The organism is Mangrovibacter yixingensis, assembly GCF_020523985.1.
GTDB lineage: Bacteria > Pseudomonadota > Gammaproteobacteria > Enterobacterales > Enterobacteriaceae > Mangrovibacter > Mangrovibacter yixingensis.
On record NZ_JAIVKM010000001.1, the window covers coordinates 1,241,071 to 1,263,835 of the forward strand.

The following is a 22,765-nucleotide window of genomic DNA, read 5'->3' on the forward strand; positions in this document are numbered from 1 at the left end:
GGCGCTAAGCAAAAGTACAGGTTGGTAATACATAGCCACTGTACTCAGGTACAGTGACTATTATGCTGTTTCCCCAGAATAATCAGGCAGTCACTGTCTGTGGCTCGCTGGCTTTCTTGTCGTCGTCCTGCGTCATGCGGTGCAGTTTTGGCGCTGTCAGCAGCATTAACAGAGCAATAATGCCAGTGGTAATCCCAATTTGCAGGAAGACATGGCCATAAACCTGCAGAGACTCTACTGGGTTAGTGACATTCTCTGGTACAGCCATCAGGTTTGCGACTTTACCCGCAATAATTGCAGCACCAGCTGTAGTCAGGAACCAGCTCCCCATGATGAAGCCCATCAGGCGCTGTGGAACTAATTGTGCCACCATCGCAAGGCCAAGGCCGGAAATCATCAGCTCACCAATACTTTGCAATGCGTAGCTGGCAATTAACCAGTTAACCGACACAATACCTGCATCTGTGGCAAAACGAGCCCCTACGGGCAGGATCAGGAACGCACCGGAACACAACACCATACCAATCGCAAATTTGACAGGCATTGGCAGGCGGTCGCCCATTTTGTTGTAAATGGCTGCAAGGATTGGGCTGCCAATCATAATCCAAAACGGGTTCAGTGCCTGGTATTGTTCAGGTTCGAAAGCAATACCCAGAATACTGTGCTCAACATTGCGGATAGCAAAAAAGTTCAGTGAGGTAGGCATTTGGCTGTAAAGAACAAAGAACACCACTGCTTCCAGCATCAGCAAAAACGCAACAACCATTTTACGGCGTGCAGCGCCTTGCAAGGCAGCAGCTTCTTTAGCAAAAATCGCGACAATACCCAAAGCGATGACACCCAGTGCGAAACGGGCGATTTGCTGGTTATGCAGTAACCAGGTGGCTATGGCAATCAGAACAAGAACACCAACCAGAGTGGCAAACAGTTTACGTAGGTCAACTGGTGCAAAATCTGGTTTGGAACCGTAGTCTTTTACCCATTTTTTACAGAATGCAAAGTTCACCACGGTAATCAGCATCCCCACAACACTCAGGGAAAACGCGATGCTCCAGCCAAACTTTGCTGCCAGCCAGGGGGTGGCAAGCATAGAAAAGAATGAACCAATGTTGATGGACATATAGTACATCGTGAATGCACCATCGAGACGTGGGTCATCTTTCGGGTAACAGGTAGACAGCAGCGCTGACGGGTTCGCTTTGAACAGGCCATTACCAACAGCAATTGTTGCCATGCCTGCATAAACAATGGCTGCATTGTGCCCGGACCAGGCAACTAATGCGTATCCAACAACCAGAACAAGCGCACCCAGTAGAATGACGCGTTTGGTACCCAGAACTTTATCGCCTAACCAGCCACCGATAGCGACCAGCCCATAGACAAGAGCGCTGAAGGAAGAGAAAAGGGTAATTGAATCCGCTTCAGACATACCCAGTTGTTTAACCAGGTAAACAGCCATAATCCCTTGCAGGCCGTAGTAACCAAAGCGCTCCCATAATTCAATTGAAAAAATGAGATAAAACGATTTCGGTTGTTTGAAAGCATTAAGACTAATGTTTTCTGCTGGTTTATTGTTTGCGGTCGACACATATACCTCTTATTTTACATCCCGTACTAATGGGGCGTTTTTAATCAGATGGCGCTTAAGACGACTCTGATTTTGTTATGGGAGGGGAAAACGGCGGGTACTTTTCCTTAATATGGGGCGTCTGGCAAGCAATTTGTCATATTCTTTTACATATGCAACTGACAGAGCATTGCCAGGTTAAAACAATTGTTATGCAGTTATAAATTTTGTTTGATTAAAAAATATAAGATTTTTCTTTCATTGAATTGCGTTTTTTCTTATTTATAGTGATATATATAGAAATGTTGATATAATTTGGTTTTTATATCTATTTTTATAAATAAATCTAATATTTTATTCCGTATTTGAGTTTTTCCCCTTATAAAACAGATAATTGGTTAGGTTTCGTTACGCATTTTTTAACATTTCGCCAGTGGTGAGGTTGGAAATAAGAAATCTATAGAAATTTTGGATTCTAAAAAAACAATTAACCAAAATAGGTGTTTTTTGGCATTTTTTAATCAGAGTATTTGGCGATGTAGTGTGTGTTTGTATCGTGAAATGCCAATGCGGCAGGATGAGAGGTAAACGTTTGCGCCAGTGCTGGCGCAAACCAGTATCAGTACAGTTTATCTAGATTTCAGTTTTTTCTTTGTACTCACAGAGATCTTCAATCAGGCAAGAACCACAGCGAGGTTTGCGTGCTACGCAAGTGTAACGCCCATGCAGGATCAACCAGTGGTGGCAATCTACTTTAAATTCTGCAGGAACCGTTTTTAATAGTTTTTCCTCTACTTGCTCTACCGTCTTCCCTGGGGCAAACCCGGTACGGTTACATACCCTGAAAATGTGTGTGTCTACGGCGATGGTTGGCCAGCCAAACGCTGTGTTCAATACAACATTCGCTGTTTTTCTACCAACGCCAGGTAAAGCCTCCAGTGCGGCTCTGTCTTCCGGCACTTCTCCGCCATGTTGCTCCAGCAGAATTTTGCAGGTTTTAATCACATTTTCCGCTTTGCTGTTAAACAGGCCAATGGTTTTGATATAGGACTTAACGCCTTCGACTCCCAGCGCGAGAATGGCAGCAGGCGTGTTAGCTACCGGGTACAGCTTTGCGGTAGCTTTATTCACACTTACATCGGTTGCCTGCGCAGAAAGCAAGACAGAAATAAGCAATTCAAAAGGCGAGGAGAAGTGCAGCTCTGTGGTAGGGTGCGGATTCTGGTCCCTCAGGCGTGACAAAATAGTAATACGTTTCTCTTTGTTCATCAGGCTTTTTCTGCTCCTTGTACGCTGTTCTCCTGCGCATGAGTTAAGGCTCTGCGTTTGGTACGCTCATCAATGACGTACTTGGCTGCCAGCATTAACCCCAGGCCAAAGAAAGCGCCCGGTGGCAGCATGGCGAGTAAAAAGGGCGTATCAGTGTGATAGATTTGGATGCGTAAAACTTTCGCCCAGCTTCCCAGCAGAACATCTGCACCGTCAAATAGCGTCCCATTACCCAAAATTTCACGCATGGCGCCCAGGACAAACATGGCAAACGTTGCCCCCATTCCAATGGCAAGTCCATCAATTGCGGCAAGCCCTGGTGGGTTTCTGGAGGCGAAGGCTTCAGCGCGTCCAATCACAATACAGTTAGTGACAATCAACGGAATAAAGATCCCAAGGGACTGATAAAGCCCAAAAGCAAAGGCATTGATTAACAGCTGAACTGAAGTCACTACAGAAGCAATGATAAGTACATAAATCGGGATACGTATTTCACTGGGTACAAAACGCCGTAGCAGAGAAACAGCGGTATTAGTCAGCACCAGTACCAGCGTGGTTGCCAGACCAAGCCCCAGAGCATTAGTTGCTGTTGAAGTGACGGCAAGCAGAGGGCATAAACCAAGTAATTGCACCAATGCTGAGTTGTTCTTCCACAAGCCTTGTACAAAAATCGTTTTTACATCACTCATGATGACGCTCCACAAGAGGGTAAAGTCGCCAGTTCTGGCGGCAATGTTTTGGCAAACAATGCAGCGCGTTTAACCGCGTTAACCACAGCACGAGGAGTAATGGTCGCACCAGTGAACTGATCAAACTGCCCGCCATCTTTTTTCACGGCCCATGAAGCATCGTCAGGCCCCGTTACACGTTTGCCAGCAAACGCCAGAATCCAGTTTGATACCCGCACATCAATTTTATCGCCAAGACCCGGTGTTTCATGCTGTTCAGTAACCCGCGTACCCAGTACGGTGCCAGAGAAATCAGTAGCAACTAATAACTGGATAGCGCCACCGTAGCCATCAGGCGCAGTAGTCTGCATCACTACTGCAACGGGTTTCCCTTGTTTGCGGGCAATATAGATATCATGTGCACCAACCCCGAGAGGCGTATCCTTCGCGACCACACAATCATGCTGGATAGCATTATCATAGCTGTCCGGAGTAATAACCTGGTCGAACAATTTTTTTTGTTGCACCATAGCCTGATGAGCAATGACTGGTTGTGTCAATGAGTTCACTACGGCAACCAGCCCAGTGAAACCTGCGGCGAATAGCGCCAGGGTGACACCGTGTTTACGCATTGTTTTTAGCATCACGTGTCTCCTTAGCGGTGCCCATAAGTTTGCGGGCGCGTAAAGTAATCAATCAATGGCACTGTGATATTCGCCAGCAACGTGGCAAAAGCGACAGCGTCCGGGTAACCACCGAATGACCGAATCAACCAAACCAGTAAACCAGCCAGCGCGCCGAAGATCAGGCGCCCTTTGGGTGTGGTTGACGCGGTCACCGGGTCGGTCAAAATAAAGAAGGCACCCATCATGGTCGCCCCGGAAAACAGATGAATGATGGGGGAGGCACAGGTGTTCGGTAGTAACCACCATCCTAACGCAGAACACAGCAGCAATGTCAGCAGGAAGCTTACCGGGATATGCCAGCGTATTGCCCCTTTGAGTAACAGGAAAACACCACCTGCAAGCCATGCGACGTTAACCCACTGCCAGCCAATACCAGCCAGTATGCCGCCATAAATAGACGCCTGTTTTAGTTCGGCCACTGAATGCCCGGCACGCAGACCGGTTTTAAACGTGTCCAGAGGGGTTGCCTGGCTGATGCCATCAATGCCCATTTTAAGCTGTGTAACGGTATCACCTGCCAGAGTATGGCCGGTGAAAATAGTATGCAGAACGTCACTTACTCCTGGCACTGTGGCAGCCAGTGTTTCGGGGGGTAACCAGGATGTCATGGGCACAGGAAATGCGATAAGTAACACCACATAACCGGTCATTGCCGGGTTAAAGGGGTTATGGCCCAGACCACCATACAGTTGTTTGGCAAAAATAATGGCAAAAAGGGTACCAACAATCACCATCCACCATGGAGCAAGTGGGGGGATACTGACGCCCAGCAGCAGGCCGGTGAGAAGTGCTGAATTATCACTCAGTACGGTCATTGATTTATTGCGCAACTTGAGTATTGCGCTTTCCCCTGCAAGTGCAGTGAGGCACCCAAGGATGACCTGAACCAGGCTACCGGGCCCGAACCACAGGGTTTGAACAATAATGGCAGGGACTGACGCCAGCGTAACCAGCAGCATGATACGGCTGGTTTGGCGTTGGTTATGAGTATAGGGAGAACTGGCAATCCGAAAAACCATTTATTCCTCACTGACGGCAGACTGTGCCGCACGTTTTGCTTTGGCGCGGGCAATGGCGGCTTCAACGGCCGCTTTGCGCGGGTCAGCGGCAACCGGTTCATTTACTGTTGCCGGGGTGGTGCCGGTTTCTGGCGCAGCGTTTTCAGCAGCCTGAGCCTTGCGTGCTTTGGCGCGGGCAATGGCAGCTTCAACGGCCGCTTTGCGCGGGTCAGCGGCCACCGGTTCATCTACAGTTGCCGGGGTGGTGCCGGTTTCTGGCGCAGCGTTTTCAGCAGCCTGCGCCTTGCGTGCTTTGGCGCGGGCAATGGCGGCTTCAACGGCTGCTTTGCGCGGGTCAGCGGCAACCGGTTCATCCACAGTTTCCGGGGTGGTGCCGGTTTCTGGGGCAGCGTTTTCAGCAGCCTGAGCTTTGCGTGCTTTGGCGCGGGCAATGGCGGCTTCAACGGCGGCTTTGCGCGGGTCAGCGGCAACCGTTTCATTTACTGTTGCCGGGGTGGTGCTGGTTTCTGGTGCCGCGTTTTCAGCAGCCTGAGCCTTGCGTGCTTTGGCGCGAGCCAGCGCAGCGGCCACAGCTGCCTTGCGCGGGTCTTCTGAAGCAGTATTAGCCCCGCTGGTCATTGGTTCTGATGCCTGCAGCGTAGCTTTTTCTTGTTGGCGGGCACGAGCTTCAGCTTTGCGCGCCGCCCGGGCTGCGATCACGGCCTGGTTATCAGGCTGAGCACCCGCCTTAACGACAACGGTGTCGGTCGCCGCAGCGTGTTTTTCTTTGACTCGCGCAAGCGCCGCCGCAATAGCAGATTTATCCTGCGATGAGCCAGGTTGCACAACTGCCTGCTGGTGGCGAACCAGCCTGGCTTGTTTTTCTCGCTCAAGGCGTGCCTGGCGTGCTTCAAAGCGGGTTTTCGCTTCCGCCGCACGGCGATTTTCTTCGGCAATAGCCCGAATCTCTGCTTTTTCCTGACGGAAATATTGCACCAGTGGGATCTGGCTTGGGCAAACCCAGGCGCAGGCACCACATTCAATGCAATCATTCAGGTGGTGTGCTGTGGCTTTATCGTGCTGCTGACCTTTGCTGAACCAGTATAACTGTTGTGGCAACAGGTCAGCAGGGCATGCTTCAGCACATGCACTGCAGCGAATGCAATGTTGCTCTTCTTGTGGAGGCTCCATTTCTTGTGCTGATGGGGCCAGCAAGCAGTTAGTAATTTTTACCGCAGGCACATCGAGCGAGGGCAGGGTGAATCCCATTAAAGGGCCACCCATAATAACCATTGGCTGAGTGCTACTACGGAAATCTGCAAAATTAAGTAAGTGGCGTACAGGTGTGCCTATGCGTGCCCATACGTTGCCTGGCTTGCCTACTGATTCCCCGGTCAGCGTTACAACTCGCTCGGTTAAAGGTTCGCCATCTATAATTGCGCGTTTTATAGCATATGCTGTACCGACGTTTTGCATCAAAACGCCGATATCAGAAGAGCGCCCACCATGGGGAACCTGCTTCCCTGTCAGTATTTGGGTTAATTGTTTGGCGCCACCTGATGGATATTTGGTGGGAATAATGCGTAACTGCACTTTATGCTCATCACACAATACCGCTTTCAGCATGGAAATTGCCTGGGGCTTATTGTCTTCAATACCAATCAAAATCACGCGCGGACTGAGGATATAGTCGAGGATTTTTATCCCTTCGAGTATTTGTGCTGCGCATTCCTGCATTAAACGGTCGTCAGCAGTAATGTATGGCTCACATTCAGCCGCATTAATAATTAGTGTCTCTATGCGGCCTGTTCCGCCGCGCAATTTCACACCAGTGGGAAAGCCTGCGCCGCCAAGGCCCGCGACACCGAACTGGTGAATTCGCTCAATCAGGCTTGCTTTATCATGCTGCGTGTAATCACTCCAGCCTTCCCGCGGGATCCATTCGTCTTTACCATCAGCCGCGAGAAAAACACAAGGCTCCATCAAACCTGAAGGGTGAGCTGTAATATGGGGAGCTATTGCTGTGACCGTGCCGGAAGTCGGTGCATGTACGGGCAACATTTTTCCCCAGCCTCGGGTAAGAGGCTGGCCACGTAACACAACGTCACCGGGTTTTACGCACAGTTCACCTTCATCGCCAATATGTTGTTTTATTGGAATGATATAATCCGCAGCCAGCGGGAGATGCCGCAGCGGGGCACCGCTAGACTGGTGCTTCATTTCTGGAGGGTGAATCCCGCCATGAAAGTCCCAGATTTTGTCTTTTTTAAACGCTGAAAAAAGCTTAAGCATGGTTTTCCACAGGGATAATTTTCACGGGGATAGTTTGCAAGTCCCATTTCCAGGTAGCCGGAGTTGGGTTTACTGGCACCAGCGTAATACATTGTGTTGGGCAAGGTGCTACACATAAGTTGCAACCAGTACACTGGTCGCTGATTACCGTATGCATGGCTCGGGTAGCACCGACAATCGCATCAACAGGGCAGGCTTGAATACACTTCGTGCAGCCAATACAGTTATCTTCATCAATCACTGCCAGCATTCGCTCTGGTTCAGCGGCATCAGATCCTTCTATTGGTTGTGGATCCACACCCATCAACCCGGCAATTTTCACCATTACAGCCTCGCCGCCAGGTGCACAACGGTTTATTTGCTCACCATTTTTACCCACAGCTTCTGCATAGGGGCGACAACCTGGGTAACCACATTGGCCGCACTGGCTTTGTGGTAATATTTCATCGATTTTGTCGACTATCGGGTCATCTTCCACTTTAAAGCGCCGTGAGGCATAGCCGAGAATCAACCCAAAAAACAGGCCGAGTAACGCTAGTGGGATGATGGCTATCCAAATCATACTCATTAAAACTTCACCAGCCCGCTAAAGCCCATAAAGGCCAGGGACATTAATCCTGCCGTAATTAACGCGATGGCATTACCACGAAAAGGGGCAGGGACATCAGCAACCGCCAGTCGCTCACGCACTGCGGCAAATAACACCAGAACAAGGGAAAACCCTACCGCCGCGGAAAAACCATATAAGGCAGCCTGGAAAAAATTCTGTTTGAGGTTCACGCTCAACAACGGTACGGCAAGCACTGCACAGTTAGTGGTGATAAGCGGCAAAAAAATACCCAACAACCGGTACAGTGCCGGGCTGGTTTTTCTTACGACCATTTCAGTAAACTGAACCACAACTGCTATTACCAAAATAAAACTCATGGTGCGCAGCCAGGTTAAATCCAGCGGAATCAGAATTAAATTATCGATTAACCACGAACTGATGGACGCCAGCGTCATGACGAATGTTGTCGCGAGCCCCATGCCAATGGCGGACTCCAGTTTTTTGGATACCCCCATGAAAGGGCACAGGCCAAGAAATTTTACCAGCACATAGTTATTAACCAGTACCGTGCCAATAAAGAGCAACAAATAATCAGTCATAATCAGGTCTGAAACTAACGCCATTAGTCACCCGGCGCACCCGGGCGTGAAAAAAGTAAATTACCGTCTGCAATCAGGTATTAACAAAAGTATGTTTAACCCGCTGCGATTTCCTGAAGTAAGGCGCAAACACGGCTGCTGCCAGCAACGGGAATAATAACTGACGAACTGCAATTGCATCGGTTACCGGAGAGAATGCAAAAGCTTTAACCGCCAGAAGAACGCAAACCAGTAACCATAAAATATAGTGCCGTGGTACTTTGCTCCGGCGTTTGAAAAACGCGATAACAAGCCACAGGCTGTAAAACCACATCGCCACAGTAAAAACCAGTGAGAGGTACCACATCGCCGCTGTTTGTGGGAGTTGTGCCGCCAGCGCCGTGTGTGTCTCTGGTATACTGAGCGCCATTATATACATCACAATACCAAGTGATGTGCTCAATAGTGTCATCAAAAGCCAGGCCAATGGCAGAAGTAACCACCCGCCAATCCGTAACGCACCTGCGTTATTCATTGTTACTCCAAATCAAGTTAGCCAGCGAACAGCCTGCCTGTAAGAATCCGAATTAGCGCGGAATTATAAGGATTTTGCCTGGGAATGCCAGATTCAACACGTTACATAACGTACTGCTACAGCACTCTGATGCTGTGCCTGGCGGTTTTGTCCGCATACAGATGTGTTGGTCTGGCTTTAATTACGCCTTCCACTATTACACTGAACGCCCTGGATTGAGTGCAAGGTAATTCAGAGCATTCTTTACCCACCTATAGCCGTGGGCAGTGAAATGCCGTCACAGGATACTCTCAAGCGCAGGGCTATCGGTTTTCAAATGGTTAAAAAAATGCGGGGAATCCGAGCAAATCAGCCCCAATGGTTTAATCTGATGGCAAGCTGTGTTAACTATGGCAGCACTCAATATTAATGGGAATGGCAGGATAATTCACCTGCTGTTGTCTGATATTCCGCTGCACTGCAATAGCAGTTATCAAGAATTAAGGAACGAGTGTAATGAAAGACGTTATTCGGGTGGGTATTTTAGGGTATGGCTATGCGACAAAAACGTTCCACGCTCCATTGGTCGCGGGCACACCAGGTATGGAGTTGGCTGTAATCTCCAGTAGCGATGCCAGTAAAGTTCACGCTGACTGGCCCAATGTGTCAGTCGCTGATACCCCGGAAGCTGTTATTAATGCAGCCGATATTGATTTGGTAATAATCCCCACCCCGAATGATACCCATTTCCCGCTGGCCAAAGCTGCGCTTCTGGCAGGTAAACATGTGGTGGTGGATAAACCCTTCACGGTGACGTTATCACAAGCCTGTGAACTGGATGCGTTGGCAAAACATACTGGTCTGTTACTTTCTGTCTTTCATAACCGCCGCTGGGACAGTGATTTTCTGACGCTTAAGTCGTTACTGGATGCAGGAAATCTGGGAGAGGTTGTGTATGTTGAATCCCATATGGATCGTTTCCGCCCACAGGTGCGTAACCGCTGGCGTGAACAAGCCGGTGCCGGTACAGGGATCTGGTACGATCTGGGGCCACATTTAATTGATCAAATGTTGGTGCTGTTTGGCATGCCAGTGAGCATCCAGGTTGACCTGGCTCAGTTGCGCCCAGGGGCACAAACCACTGATTATTTCCATGCTGTACTAACATGGCCACAGCATAAAGTGGTATTGCATAGCACAATGTTGGCAGCGGCAGAAACTGCGCGTTACACCGTTCATGGTACTCGTGGTAGTTATGTGAAATATGGTGTAGATCCCCAGGAAGACAGGTTAAAAGCAGGGGAGCGCCCACCCAAGGACGACTGGGGCTATGACATGCGTGATGGCGTTTTAACGGTTGCCCGTGGCGACACCATCGATGAAACGCCGGTGCTGACTGTACCCGGGAATTATCCTGCGTATTATGCTGCAATTCGCGATGCGCTCAATGGTAAGGGCGAAAACCCGGTTCCGGCAAGCCAGGCTATAAAAGTAATGGAACTGATTGAGATGGGTATTGAATCAGCACGTCACCGTACTACCCTCTGTCTGGTGTAACGTCTTGTTGGTAGTGCAATCCGGGCCTGGGTCATTTTGCGTGGTTTGCACAGCCTGTTACATTACCTGTGTTCGCACATTCCCGTTTTTACAAGTATTAACAAGCCTCGCTTTTAACGTTGAGTCTGTTAGTTTCTGCCAGGCGTGAATCTGGCTTATTTATCTGCAAGGAAAAAGAATGGATTGGTTCCAGCGCCTTAAAATTGACAAATTTTTGCTGGTAATGATTTGTGTTGTGGCTATCGCATCGGTATTACCTTGTGAAGGTTACATAAAAACAGGATTTGAGTACCTGACTACGGCCGCCATTGCATTGTTATTTTTTATGCACGGTGCGAAGTTATCCCGTGATGCAATACTTGCTGGCGCAGGGCACTGGCGTTTGCATTTGGTGGTGTTTCTCAGCACTTTTGTCCTGTTTCCCATTTTAGGATTGGGGATGTCGGTACTGGAACCAGGCATTCTTAACCAGCCGCTTTATATGGGTTTTTTGTACTTATGTGCATTACCTGCCACAGTTCAGTCTGCCATTGCCTTCACGTCGGTAGCGGGTGGAAATGTGGCTGCCGCGGTATGCAGTGCATCAGCCTCCAGTATTCTGGGGATTTTCCTTTCTCCTGTATTAGTGGGCATGTTGATGAACACCCAGGAAGGGGCAACAGATACCCTGCATGCTATTGGTAAAATTATTATGCAGTTGATGGTGCCATTTGTGCTCGGGCATTTATCGCGCCCACTTATTGGCCGTTGGGTTGATAAGCATAAGAAACTCATCAATATTACCGACCGGTCATCAATTTTGTTGGTTGTCTATGTGGCATTCAGCGAAGCCGTGGTGGGGGGAATTTGGCATCAAATCGATGCTCTGGCACTGTTATGGGTAGTTGTGTGCTCTATTGTGTTGCTGACTATTGTTCTGGTCATCAATACCTGGGCTGCTCGCCTGCTGGGCTTTAATACTGAAGATGAAATTACCATTGTCTTTTGTGGCTCGAAGAAAAGCCTGGCAAATGGTATCCCGATGGCAAATGTCCTGTTCCCGGTTAGCACTGTGGGCATTATGGTGCTGCCGCTTATGATCTTTCACCAAATCCAGCTAATGGTGTGTGCTGTATTGGCTCAACGTTACGCCAGAAGGCTGAAAAAACCGTCACCTAAGTGACGGGTTCAGATTGATGAAAAAGAAGGGAAAAGCGTGGTTTTCCTTTCTTTTTTGTTAGCAGCTGAAAATCAATGAATTGATTTTCCTGGTTTTTATTGGCTTATATCCTCTTTTTCTGTGCGGACATGAGGTTTGTCATCAGACACAACCCGTCACCTAAGTGGCGGGTTGGGCTGGGTTAACGGGCGCTGGCCTTGTGGCGTAGCACCTGTTTTTCTTCATTTGAAAGGAACGCAATTTCCAGCCCATTTTCCTGAGCCTTGCGAATCTGTTCGCGAGACAGGCCAGCAGCAGGGGCCGCATATTCGTATTCATGGCGAATATCAACGCCCTGTACTGCAGGGTCATCAGAATTAATCGTTGCCAACACTCCGTGGTTCAGGAATGTTTTTAGTGGGTGAGCCGCAATGGTGCTAACAGTGCTGGTCTGGATATTAGACGTAATACAGGATTCAATCCCAATACGATGCTCTGCCAGATAATCCATTAGTGCCGGGTCTTCAATAGCTTTAACGCCGTGTCCAATCCGCTCAGCACCCAGCTCTTGAATGGCCTGCCAAATACTTTCTGGCCCTGCGGCTTCCCCTGCATGGATAGTGATTCGCCAGCCCACATCACGGGCTTTACGGAAGTGTTCACGAAAGCGGTTTCCTGGAAAACCCAGCTCATCGCCAGCCAAATCCAGTGCAGTAATGCCATCCCGATGAGCCAGTAATCCGTCCAATTCTTTCTGGCAGGCATCTTCACCAAATGTCCGGCTCAGAATACCGGTGAGCCTGGCAATAACCCCAAAATCTTTTTGCCCCTGGCGTACACCATCGATAACGGCTTCAACAACGCCCGCAATAGGGAGATTATGCGCCATCGCCATATAACCTGGCGAAAAGCGTAATTCGACATAATCCAGCCCCTGCAAGGCGGCATCTTCCATATTTTCCCAAGCTATGCGACGGCAAGCTTCCAGTGAACCGAGCACTTTGACACCCCAGTCTAATTTTGACAAAAAACTGACAAGGTCTGGCTCAGTTGATGTTACCTGCACATGAGGGATCAGTGCATCGAGTGTTTGGGCGGGTAAGGCTATATTGAATTCACGTCCAAGACTCAGAATCGTGCCTGCGCGGATATTACCGTCAAGGTGGCGGTGCAAGTCTGTTAACGGGAGGGTGGTATCAATCATGGTCGCACTCATTTCAGGTAAAGTGCATAACATTATAAAGCCACAACCGGCAGTGTGCGCAAGTTACCTTACATGTTGCGCACACTGGCTGAGCAGGGAATAACCGATTAAATAAATTTTTCCATTAACCAGATAGCGAACTGCTGGCCACGTAATTCTGCCTGGATTGGGTGTACAACCTGGAAACCTTGCGCGAGGAAAAAAGGCCTGGCGGTTTCACTGGCTTCAACAAATACACGTCTCAGGGATTGCTGGTTTGCCAGCCACAGTAAGTGATTTAATAATAAACGGCCGATTCCCTGGCGCTGGTAGCGGTAATCACAAAAGAAACAGTGAATCAGCCCTGAAGGCTGTACATCACCCCAGGCAAGCAGGGTTTGTGTAGCCGTATCCTCCACGACCCATGGATTATGATCCCGGATGAGTTTTTCCCACCAATTAGGATCTGGCTCTGACGGGGCCCAGGCATCAAGCTGAGCGGGGGTGTAATCACGGCAATTAACCAAATGAACAGTATGCCATGTGAGCGACCATAACCGGTTAATGTCTTCATCACGCCACAGGCGAATAATCCGTTCTACCGCTGTGCAACTGTTGGGCATATGCATTCCTTATGCATCATGAAGGGCTGCGGCACACAGTAAGGCTATCTGGCGCATGCTGCAAGGGGAGCCCTAAGAGGATATGAAACAAACAAGGCACCGGTTGGTGCCTTCAGATTGATGAAAAAGAAGGAAAAAACGTGGTTTTTCCTTCTTTTTAGTTAGTAGCCGAAAATCAATTAATTGATTTTCCTGGTTTTTTATGGGGTGGCATCCCCTCGTCCTGTACGGACATGAGGTTTGTCATCAGACTCAAGGCACCGCCTGGTGCCTTGTTTTTGCTGGCGTGAGAAATGCCTTATTGAGCTGGGGTTGCTTCTGGTTGAGCAGGGACTGCGGGTACGGCTGGAGCGGTGCCGTTGTCGTCCTGCATCGGTGGCATAATGTCGCCACCCAAACCAAACATGCCGACAAAATCACTTAATGGCATTTTTTGCCCGTTAAGCGTGATTTCACCGTTTGCATAATCCAGGCTGGTGGTGATGTTATTGTCTTTTACCGTTGTGATCCGGAACATTTGCCCCATAGCTGCCAGGCCTTTGACCTGTTGTTCTGCAAGCTTCGTTGCCGCATCATCCTGATAACCTTCAATACGTGCCACCTGAGTCATCAGCTCAGTCGCCATATCCAGCGGGATAACCAGATTGCTGTCCAGATGCTTGATGTAACGGTCTGCAGCCTGGTTCAGGGTCTGTGGTTCAGCATTTTTGGCTGGGTCATTAAAGTTCAGATTTAGCGTAAAGCTGCTTTCGCCTTTGGCATTTTTCCAACTCAAAGGTGAGATATGAATAGCCGGCTCGCCTTTCAGTAATTCCGGCAGACCAGCAGCCAGAGTCTCAACCAGTTTTTGCTGATAACGATCTGAATTCTCAGCAACATCAGGCTGGGCCATTAATGCTTCTACTTGCTGATTATACTGTTCGCGGAACTTGTGCAATGCAGCGCCATCCAGATTGCTGACAGCCAAAGAGAGCTTCCCACTGCCCAGGTTCTGGTTTTGTACTTGCAGGTCATCCAGTGCGTAGTCAATCTGCCCGGCCAGATGTTTACCATCGGCAGTAGGTTCAGATTTAGCGGCGATACTCAGCTCACCCAACTGCGCCATTTCTTTGCCTTCCACATTCAGCTTGAGGCCTTTTGCTTTCAAGGATTGGCTACCAACACGCTCAGCAAACTGGCTGATGTGCGTTTCACCACTGGCGCTGATACCGCTAATAGCTACACCCACTTTCTGGTCAAATTCATTGACGCTGTCAATCTGCAGGCCGCCAAGGTCACCGCTGCTGGAAATTTTATCGCCTTGTTTATCAACGTTTACATCGAATTTCCCGCCAGCAAAAGCAACTTTATATGGAGCCTTGTCATAATTCAGTGGCTCAAGCGTAACGCCTGAATCGGTGTCACCGCTGTAACTGATTCGGGTATCGACTACCACGGGAGACTTGCCCTGAGTCAGCGCAAAAATTTGTTTAGTGGTGTCATTATTGACCAGTGTGGTTTTTACTGATGCCATAGATGGCACGATGCTTCCCGGGAAGGGCCCGTGGCGCAAGGTTTCATCCAGCACAATTTCTTTGCCTTCCGGCAGAAAAGAGGCGTTTGCACCGGCTTGTGATTTAATGACGAGTTGCACATGGCTTGAGAAAACACCACGTTGGTATTCACGCGGGCTGACAGTCAGCGCAGCAAGGGGGGCGATTTTTTTCAGTTGTGCATTCAACTGGGCGATGGCCTCGTCCGTATGGCTTTCAATCATTTTCCCCGTGTACCAGGATGCACCTGCCCACACCACACCCAGAGCGACAACAACGCCCACCGCAACCATCGATTTTTTCATTAAACCATCCCTATTAACAGTTAGCCGGGCAAAACGCCCGGCCAGATAAGCAATCTATGCAGCTTATCAATCCTGAGGTAAAAAATCAGTACCTTAGTTAAGTTTGTTATATACGCGTGCCAACCTTCCGCTGCCAGTCACCTCGACATTGGGCTCGTTGGCGGGAATAAACGCCGACTCACCAGGTTTCAGCACCAGTGATTCACTGCCAGATTGCAGGCGTGCTTCACCTTCAACACAAAATACAATTGCAGCACTGTCTTGCTGTAAAACTTGGGGTTGCATCGCCAGGCTATGTAATGAAAATGCGAAATCATCGACCGGGATAGGGAATTCCAATGTGTCAGCGTCCCGAACGGGTTGAGTCAACAGTGAACCGGCGGCGCGAGGCTCAAATTTTACATTGGCGACCAGTTCAGGAATATCAATGTATTTGGGTGTCAGCCCGGCGCGCAGGACGTTATCTGAGTTTGCCATGACCTCCAGAGCCACACCATCCAGATAAGCATGTGGTGTTTCGGCGAACAAGAACATCGCTTCCCCCGGCGCCAGTTCCACCACATTAAGCAGTAACGGGGAAAATAACCCGCTGTCGTCCGGGTATATGGTGGCAATTTTGCGAATGGTATCCCACGGTTGGCCTGTTTTCCCGTCAAGCACGGCGTTAAGGCAGGTAAGTGCGTGCTGTTTTTCCTGCTGTGGCATGCTCAGTAGTGCGGCGAATAGTGTTTGCATATGGCTGGCATCAGGGGTTGCCAAAAATGCCGCGATTGCCGGGTGTGCATCTGCCAGAGGGGCCAGCAGTGCCGCACTGTCGCTAAACTCCCGGAAGGCGTTCATGGCCAGAAATGGCGTTAACGCAAATACCAGTTCAGGTTTGTGATTCGGATCTTTGTAGTTACGTTCCGGGGCGTTGAGAGGAATACCTGCGGCGTTCTCGCGAGCGAAACCTTCTTCAGAAGCCTGTTTATTCGGGTGCACCTGGATGGAAAGTGGTTGTGCGGCGCAGAGCACTTTGAACAAATAGGGCAGTTCGCCAAAACGTTGTGAAACAGCCTGCCCCAGAAGGGCATCTGGTTGTTGGGCAATGACGTCACGCAGTGCGAGTTTTTCACCCTGGCGTGTTTCGATAAACGAACTGCTTTTCGGGTGCGCGCCCATCCACAATTCCGCCATCGGTTGCTGTTTTGCATTGGCGATACCATACAATTCGGTTAATGCCGTTTTACTGCCCCATGCGTAGTTTTGCACTGAATTGATGAGTTTTTGCATAATCAGGCCCTCTAATAAAAAGGGATTACCACAGCACCAGATAACCTCACCGGAGCACATAACTTATGCCCTGTAGAACTGCGAGATGGCTGAATGCGAATGTGCTAATCAATTGAGATAGAATAATTTCCCGCTATTAAAGCAGTTTCTGCCAGCCAGAGTAACTGTGGAGACAAAAAGTCGTATTAATCTCAGCTTTTGTTAAAAAAATGTGTACACTTGATTGGTTACTTGTGATTGCCGCGTGGATTCAGTGCGGAGCGCTGGAATGCAATATACCGGATTTAGTGAGTGAGATAACAATGTCGAGCAAACCCTTCTACTATCAGAATCCTTTTCCTGTAGCGAAAGACGATACCGAATACTATCTGTTAACCAAAGACTATGTCTCTGTCAGTGAGTTCGATGGCGAAAGCGTCCTGAAAGTGGACCCGAAAGCCCTGACCCTGCTGGCCCAGCACGCATTCCGCGATGCCGCTTTCCTGCTGCGCCCGTCGCACCAGAAACAGGTGGCCGCCATTCTCAGCGACCCGCAGGCCAGTGAAAACGACAAATATGTGGCGCTGCAGTTCCTGCGTAACTCAGAAATCGCTGCCCGTGGCGTGCTGCCCACCTGCCAGGATACCGGCACCGCCATCATCATGGGGAAAAAAGGCCAGCGCGTCTGGACTGGCGGCGGCGATGAAGCGGCCCTGGCTCAGGGGGTGTACAACACTTACACCGAAGAAAACCTGCGTTATTCCCAGAACGCCCCGCTGGATATGTACAAAGAAGTCAACACCGGCACCAACCTGCCAGCCCAGATTGACCTCTACAGCGTGGATGGCGACGAATACAAATTCCTGTGCATCGCCAAAGGCGGCGGTTCAGCCAACAAAACCTACCTGTACCAGGAAACCAAAGCGCTTATCACCCCGGCCAAACTGAAAAATTACCTGGTGGAAAAAATGCGTACCCTGGGTACCGCAGCCTGCCCGCCATACCATATCGCTTTTGTGATTGGCGGGACTTCTGCTGAAAGCACCCTGAAAACGGTGAAACTGGCATCCACCCGTTATTACGACGGCCTGCCCACCGAAGGCAACGAACACGGCCAGGCGTTCCGCGATGTACAACTGGAACAGGAACTGATGACCGAAGCACAGAACCTGGGCCTTGGAGCACAGTTTGGCGGTAAATACTTTGCTCACGATATCCGGGTTATTCGCCTGCCGCGCCACGGTGCATCCTGCCCGGTCGGGATGGGCGTGTCCTGCTCCGCTGACCGTAACGTGAAAGCGAAAATCAACCGCGAAGGTATCTGGATTGAGAAGCTGGAAGATAACCCCGGCCAGTACATCCCGGCAGCGCTGCGCGGCGAAAATGAAGGCGAAGTGGTGAAAGTGGACCTGAACCGCCCGATGAGCGAAATTCTGCAACAACTGTCTCAGTTCCCGGTTTCCACCCGGCTTTCCCTGAATGGCACCATTATTGTCGGGCGCGATATTGCCCACGCCAAACTGAAAGAGCTGCTGGACAGCGGTGAAGAACTGCCTCAGTACATCAAGGACCACCCGATTTATTACGCGGGCCCGGCCAAAACGCCGGAAGGTTATGCCTCAGGTTCTCTGGGCCCGACCACGGCCGGGCGTATGGATTCCTACGTGGATTTACTGCAGTCCCACGGTGGCAGCATGATTATGCTGGCGAAAGGTAACCGCAGCCAGCAGGTCACGGATGCCTGTAAGAAACATGGTGGTTTTTACCTGGGCAGCATAGGTGGCCCGGCTGCCGTACTGGCACAACAGAGTATCAAGAGCCTGGAGTGCGTGGCTTACCCGGAACTGGGTATGGAAGCTATCTGGAAAATCGAAGTGGAAGATTTCCCGGCGTTTATCCTGGTGGATGACAAAGGTAATGATTTCTTCCAGCAGATCACCAGCAAATGCGATAACTGTGGAATAACGAAGTAACCTCCAACGACAGACTGCGTCATGCAGTCTGTCATTCTGTACTGCCACCTGCGTTATAAGTGACACTGTCACAATTTTATTTCCCAATCTGTGCTTATCTTGCTGTTTATAACTCCAGCCGGTGTATGAATTGACTATCTTTGCAGAGAAGACTTTTTTCATACGGGAGGATATATGGCTGAAAGCAGGATGGAACATGATGCAATGGGCGACATCGCCGTAGATGCGCAACGCCTGTGGGGCGCACAGACCCAACGCTCACTGATGCACTTTCGGATATCGACAGAAAAAATGCCAGGCATCTTGATTCACGCCCTGGCATTAACCAAACGGGCGGCGGCCACCGTCAACATGGAATTGGGCATTCTGGATAAGGTAAAAGGCCACGCCATTATTGCCGCAGCAGATGAGGTACTCACGGGGAAGCACCAAACTGAGTTCCCGTTAGCCATCTGGCAGACCGGTTCGGGAACGCAAACCAATATGAACATGAATGAAGTGCTGGCTAACCGGGCCAGCGAGCTATTGGGCGGAGAGCGGGGTAATGACAGATTAATTCACCCCAACGATGATGTGAATAAAAGCCAAAGCTCGAATGATGTTTTTCCCGGAGCGATGCATGTGGCGGCGGCACTGGCGATACATCGGGATTTATTGCCAGCGCTGGCCCGGCTCACAGAGTGCCTTGAAGAAAAATCTGCGGCTTTTATGCAGGTGGTGAAAATCGGACGAACTCATTTGCAGGATGCCACACCGCTGACACTTGGCCAGGAGATCAGCGGCTGGTACAGCATGCTTGCAGACCAACAATTACATATCGAGGCAACATTACCGCAGCTGTATCCCCTGGCTCTTGGGGGAACGGCTGTGGGTACTGGGCTGAATTGCCCGCCGGGTTACGCGACTCGCGTCGCGGCTGTTTTAGCACAATTAACCGGAGTGCCATTCCAAAGTGCAGACAATAAATTTGCTGCATTGGCAACATGTGACCCACTGGTGAGGATACATGGTGCACTGAAAGCGCTGGCAGCTTCATTAATGAAAATTGCCAATGATGTCCGCTGGCTTGCTTCGGGCCCACGTTGTGGTATTGGCGAAATTACCATTCCAGAAAATGAACCCGGTAGCTCAATTATGCCTGGGAAAGTGAACCCCACACAGTGTGAAGCACTCACAATGTTGTGCTGCCAGGTAATGGGAAATGATGTTGCGGTGGGCATGGGCGGTGCTTCAGGTAACTTTGAACTGAACGTGTACCGGCCCATGATTATCCATAATGTTTTGCAGTCTGTTCGCTTGCTTGCTGATGGTATGACAAGTTTTACCGAACACTGTGCGGGTGGTATTGAACCCAATCAAGCGCGTATTACCCAGCAATTAAATGCTTCATTGATGCTTGTGACAGCCTTAAATACCCATATAGGCTATGACAAGGCATCCATAATTGCCAAGAAAGCTCACCATGAAGGTACAACGCTGAAAGAAGCTGCTCTGGCGAGCGGTTATGTCACGGAAGCGGAATTTGACCAGTGGGTTCGCCCTGAGGCGATGACTGGCCAGGCTACGGGCTGGCAGAAACAGTAACTGCGCGAATGCTAGTTGTCCATCAACCATAAATGCAGGCGGGGGATCAGTAAGTGCCCTCGCTGTGCTTCTGGTTTATGCCGCCAGGTAACACCTGAGGCCTCATAGTTGAGCAAGTCACCAAGATTAGGCACTGCAGTGTGCTCCTGGCACAACACTAATAAGGGCGAAGGGCAGGCGAACTGTTGCTGCCTTCGTTGCCCTGCAAACCATACTCTGGCTATGGGTTGTACTTTTACCGGGCGGCGTATTTTTAACTTAGCCTGCTCTGGTAAAGCTGCAACATCCTGGTACTCGCGCGAAACATGCTCGAACCATTGTTCTTGAGTCCAGGGTGGAACTGAGCGCTTCGCCTTCATGCTCTTTTCCAGCATCACCAGCACTTCATTACGGGTGAGATTTTTAATGATCTGTTTGTTTGCCCACCCAAAATTAATTGAAGAAGGGTTTTCTAACAGCGTGATTTGGCGCCAGGCATTGAGGGTTATAAGCCCTGGCAGGTGTTGGTGAACCCATTCGAAACGGGCGGTAGCGGGTAAGTTTACCGTTTGTGTAATGAGTTCTTTTAGTGCCTGTTTATGCTGGTTGATATCGTCAATCAGTGTACTTAGCTCGGCGTATTGAGTGCTGTTAACCGCAAGGCACAGTGCGCCGGGTAGCCGTACCGCTGCTTTGCTGCTTTGCCTGGCAGATTGTTGCTGGATAAAAAAATGGCGGAAATGCAATAGCGCGCGGGTTTTGGCTGCATGGCCCGCAAGTGCTGTCACTGTTATTTCATCAATATCGTCTTGTTCGGTGCCTTTCAGCCGTTCTGGGAGTGCAAAAGTCCGCGCCGCAACTGCCCGGCAACTTGACAATGCCTCGGTTAACACAGCAGTTTGGTGTTCAATATGACTAAACGTTTTTTTGAGTGCCTGAGAACATTCGGCAGTTGTCATGGACAGTTCCTGTCAGTGAGTGAGCTGAATAACACTATAGTTACAACATACTTGTATTGTGACACAAGAAATCACTATTAACCACCGAGCCAGGTTGGTTTAGCAGGAGCGCGTTCGGTGCGTATTATGCGCGTTGTAAAGGCCAGCTAAAGCTCAGCCTTGCGCCACCCAATGGGCTATTTTGTACGCTGGCTTCTCCATTCATAGCTGCAGCGATAGAATACACAATCGCCAGCCCTAAACCACAGCCGCCTGTGGCCCTGTCTCTGCTTGGATCTAAACGAACAAAAGGCTCGAATACCCGGCTACGTTCTTCTTCCGGTATACCCGGGCCATCGTCATCGACGGATAATGTTACTTTGTCATCGGTAATAGCCAGTGCGATGTGAAGCCGTTGTTCACTATAGCGCAGGGCATTATTTACCAGGTTATCCAGCACTCTTTCCATAAGGCGCAAGTCAACGCGGCAGGTGAGCGTTTGTTGGGGAATATCCAACGCTATCTCACGCTCTGGGTGAATGAAGCGCACATCATCAATGCGTTCTTCAAGCCAGAGCGGTAAATCTATTTCGGTCAAGTTAAGTACCGTTTGTGGACGGTCGAGCCGGGCGTAGGTCAACAGTTCTTCAATTAACCCTTCTAACTGGCTGACATCCCGGTTCAACGCTTGTGATTCTTCAGCAGATAGACGGTCACTCATTTCAAGCCGATAACGTAAGCGTACCAGCGGGGTGCGCAACTCATGAGCAATACCATCAATCAGTTGTTTTTTACTGGAGATTAGCGTGTTGACGTTACCGGCCATTTGGTTAAATGCAATCCCCAGCCGTTCAAAGCTGGAACCGTTATCAAAATGGATGCGCTCGTCAAGGTGACCATCGCCAAAACGTTGTGCGGCCGATTCCAGTTTCAGCATGTCTTTCCAGTGAGGACGCATCCAAATAAATACAGGAACGGCAAGTGATATCGCAATGAATGCCATAAGTGCGACATCCAACAAGCGCATTTGGTGCAGGAAAAACAGATAAGGAACCGGGCCGACGACAAGAGCATAGTGGCTACGGGGGATACGCTGTAAAAACGTATATTCCTGGTCTAATGCCACAATATCGCCTTCTTTAAGGCGTTGTTGCGTCGCATTATCCAGGTGGAAATTGTTAAGCGGTTCAATGTGGAGTTTGAAGGATAAATTAAAGTCCAGATCGTTGAGCGTCTTGTTCCAGTCTCGAGGTGGTATTTCACGTAATTCGCTACGCATCAGGTAAAGCGAGCTTTTCATCAGGTCGTCAAGTGATTGGCGGCCGGCACGTTCTGCAGTGAATTTATAGACCAGCCCAACCAACATTGCCATTAGCAGAAAGCAGACAAACAGCAGTAAATAGAACTGAATAAAAAGTTTCTTCATAGTCCACCGTTAAGGTACGCACTCAAGTTAAGCCGCAGGTACTGTAACAAACGGCTTATGGATGGCGATGCAAAGTATACTCTGAAATGTATTTTTGGCGTCCAATTCATGCAGCGTGAGGCTAATAAGGTGTCAACGCGAGGTGGCAAGAGGG

19 protein-coding genes are annotated in these 22,765 nt (G+C 49.7%); 4 read left to right on the forward strand and 15 right to left on the reverse strand.

Annotated elements, in window-relative coordinates:
- Positions 1 to 82 precede the first annotated feature (82 nt).
- The 9 genes from dtpA to LC084_RS05875 form a co-directional block, all read right to left on the reverse strand.
- Positions 83 to 1,588, reverse strand: a complete 1,506-nt coding sequence (gene dtpA, locus LC084_RS05835; RefSeq protein WP_226570155.1) for a dipeptide/tripeptide permease DtpA — start codon at positions 1,586 to 1,588, stop codon at positions 83 to 85.
- A 612-nt stretch (positions 1,589 to 2,200) separates the two neighbouring features.
- Positions 2,201 to 2,836, reverse strand: a complete 636-nt coding sequence (nth, locus tag LC084_RS05840) for an endonuclease III (RefSeq protein ID WP_226570157.1) — start codon at positions 2,834 to 2,836, stop codon at positions 2,201 to 2,203.
- Entirely contained in the window at positions 2,836 to 3,525 is a 690-nt protein-coding gene (locus tag LC084_RS05845; protein WP_226570159.1) for an electron transport complex subunit E, read from the reverse strand. Before LC084_RS05845 ends, nth begins: the two co-directional genes overlap by 1 nt.
- Positions 3,522 to 4,148, reverse strand: a complete 627-nt coding sequence (gene rsxG / locus LC084_RS05850) for an electron transport complex subunit RsxG (protein ID WP_226570160.1) — start codon at positions 4,146 to 4,148, stop codon at positions 3,522 to 3,524. Before rsxG ends, LC084_RS05845 begins: the two co-directional genes overlap by 4 nt.
- 11 nt (positions 4,149 to 4,159) lie before the next feature.
- Positions 4,160 to 5,209 (reverse strand): electron transport complex subunit RsxD, encoded by a 1,050-nt coding sequence (rsxD, locus tag LC084_RS05855; RefSeq protein WP_226570162.1) that lies wholly within the window; start codon positions 5,207 to 5,209, stop codon positions 4,160 to 4,162.
- Positions 5,210 to 7,480 carry an electron transport complex subunit RsxC gene (rsxC, locus tag LC084_RS05860; protein ID WP_226570164.1) on the reverse strand — a complete coding sequence of 757 codons (2,271 nt, stop codon included), beginning with the start codon at positions 7,478 to 7,480 and terminating at the stop codon, positions 5,210 to 5,212.
- Entirely contained in the window at positions 7,473 to 8,048 is a 576-nt protein-coding gene (rsxB, locus tag LC084_RS05865; protein ID WP_226570166.1) for an electron transport complex subunit RsxB, read from the reverse strand. Before rsxB ends, rsxC begins: the two co-directional genes overlap by 8 nt.
- The gene (gene rsxA, locus LC084_RS05870; protein ID WP_036108832.1) at positions 8,048 to 8,629 is read right to left on the reverse strand and encodes an electron transport complex subunit RsxA; all 582 of its coding nucleotides are present in this window, start codon (positions 8,627 to 8,629) and stop codon (positions 8,048 to 8,050) included. Before rsxA ends, rsxB begins: the two co-directional genes overlap by 1 nt.
- Before the next feature lie 73 nt (positions 8,630 to 8,702).
- Positions 8,703 to 9,143, reverse strand: a complete 441-nt coding sequence (locus LC084_RS05875; RefSeq protein WP_226570168.1) for a DUF2569 domain-containing protein — start codon at positions 9,141 to 9,143, stop codon at positions 8,703 to 8,705.
- Positions 9,144 to 9,638: 495 nt separating this feature from the next.
- Between LC084_RS05875 and LC084_RS05880 the strand changes: the two genes are divergently transcribed.
- On the forward strand, positions 9,639 to 10,679 hold the full coding sequence (locus tag LC084_RS05880; RefSeq protein WP_226570170.1) for an oxidoreductase: 1,041 nt from the start codon (positions 9,639 to 9,641) through the stop codon (positions 10,677 to 10,679).
- 178 nt (positions 10,680 to 10,857) lie between these two features.
- The gene (locus LC084_RS05885) at positions 10,858 to 11,841 is read left to right on the forward strand and encodes a bile acid:sodium symporter family protein (protein WP_226570172.1); all 984 of its coding nucleotides are present in this window, start codon (positions 10,858 to 10,860) and stop codon (positions 11,839 to 11,841) included.
- 178 nt (positions 11,842 to 12,019) lie between these two features.
- Here the strand turns inward: LC084_RS05885 and add are convergent, their stop codons facing one another.
- From add to manA, 4 genes are all read right to left on the reverse strand, one after another.
- Positions 12,020 to 13,021: an adenosine deaminase gene (gene add, locus LC084_RS05890; protein WP_226570173.1), complete on the reverse strand. Its 1,002-nt coding sequence runs from the start codon at positions 13,019 to 13,021 to the stop codon at positions 12,020 to 12,022.
- Positions 13,022 to 13,128: 107 nt separating this feature from the next.
- Positions 13,129 to 13,623 (reverse strand): GNAT family N-acetyltransferase, encoded by a 495-nt coding sequence (locus LC084_RS05895; protein ID WP_226570175.1) that lies wholly within the window; start codon positions 13,621 to 13,623, stop codon positions 13,129 to 13,131.
- A 298-nt stretch (positions 13,624 to 13,921) separates the two neighbouring features.
- The gene (locus LC084_RS05900) at positions 13,922 to 15,460 is read right to left on the reverse strand and encodes a YdgA family protein (protein ID WP_226570176.1); all 1,539 of its coding nucleotides are present in this window, start codon (positions 15,458 to 15,460) and stop codon (positions 13,922 to 13,924) included.
- 93 nt (positions 15,461 to 15,553) lie between these two features.
- Complete coding sequence (manA, locus tag LC084_RS05905; protein WP_226570178.1) at positions 15,554 to 16,732, reverse strand: mannose-6-phosphate isomerase; 1,179 nt, start codon at positions 16,730 to 16,732, stop codon at positions 15,554 to 15,556.
- 302 nt (positions 16,733 to 17,034) lie between these two features.
- On the opposite strand from manA, the gene fumA reads away from it, so the two are divergent.
- Positions 17,035 to 18,684 carry a class I fumarate hydratase FumA gene (gene fumA, locus LC084_RS05910; protein ID WP_226570180.1) on the forward strand — a complete coding sequence of 550 codons (1,650 nt, stop codon included), beginning with the start codon at positions 17,035 to 17,037 and terminating at the stop codon, positions 18,682 to 18,684.
- 174 nt (positions 18,685 to 18,858) lie between these two features.
- Positions 18,859 to 20,268, forward strand: a complete 1,410-nt coding sequence (fumC, locus tag LC084_RS05915; protein ID WP_226570182.1) for a class II fumarate hydratase — start codon at positions 18,859 to 18,861, stop codon at positions 20,266 to 20,268.
- Between the two features lie 11 nt (positions 20,269 to 20,279).
- On the opposite strand, the gene tus is transcribed toward fumC, so the two are convergent.
- Together tus and rstB are read right to left on the reverse strand one after the other, a co-directional pair.
- Positions 20,280 to 21,206, reverse strand: coding sequence for a DNA replication terminus site-binding protein (gene tus, locus LC084_RS05920; protein ID WP_226570184.1), 927 nt, complete (start codon positions 21,204 to 21,206; stop codon positions 20,280 to 20,282).
- A 124-nt stretch (positions 21,207 to 21,330) separates the two neighbouring features.
- On the reverse strand, positions 21,331 to 22,611 hold the full coding sequence (gene rstB / locus LC084_RS05925) for a two-component system sensor histidine kinase RstB (RefSeq protein WP_226570186.1): 1,281 nt from the start codon (positions 22,609 to 22,611) through the stop codon (positions 21,331 to 21,333).
- Between the last annotated feature and the right edge of the window lie 154 nt (positions 22,612 to 22,765).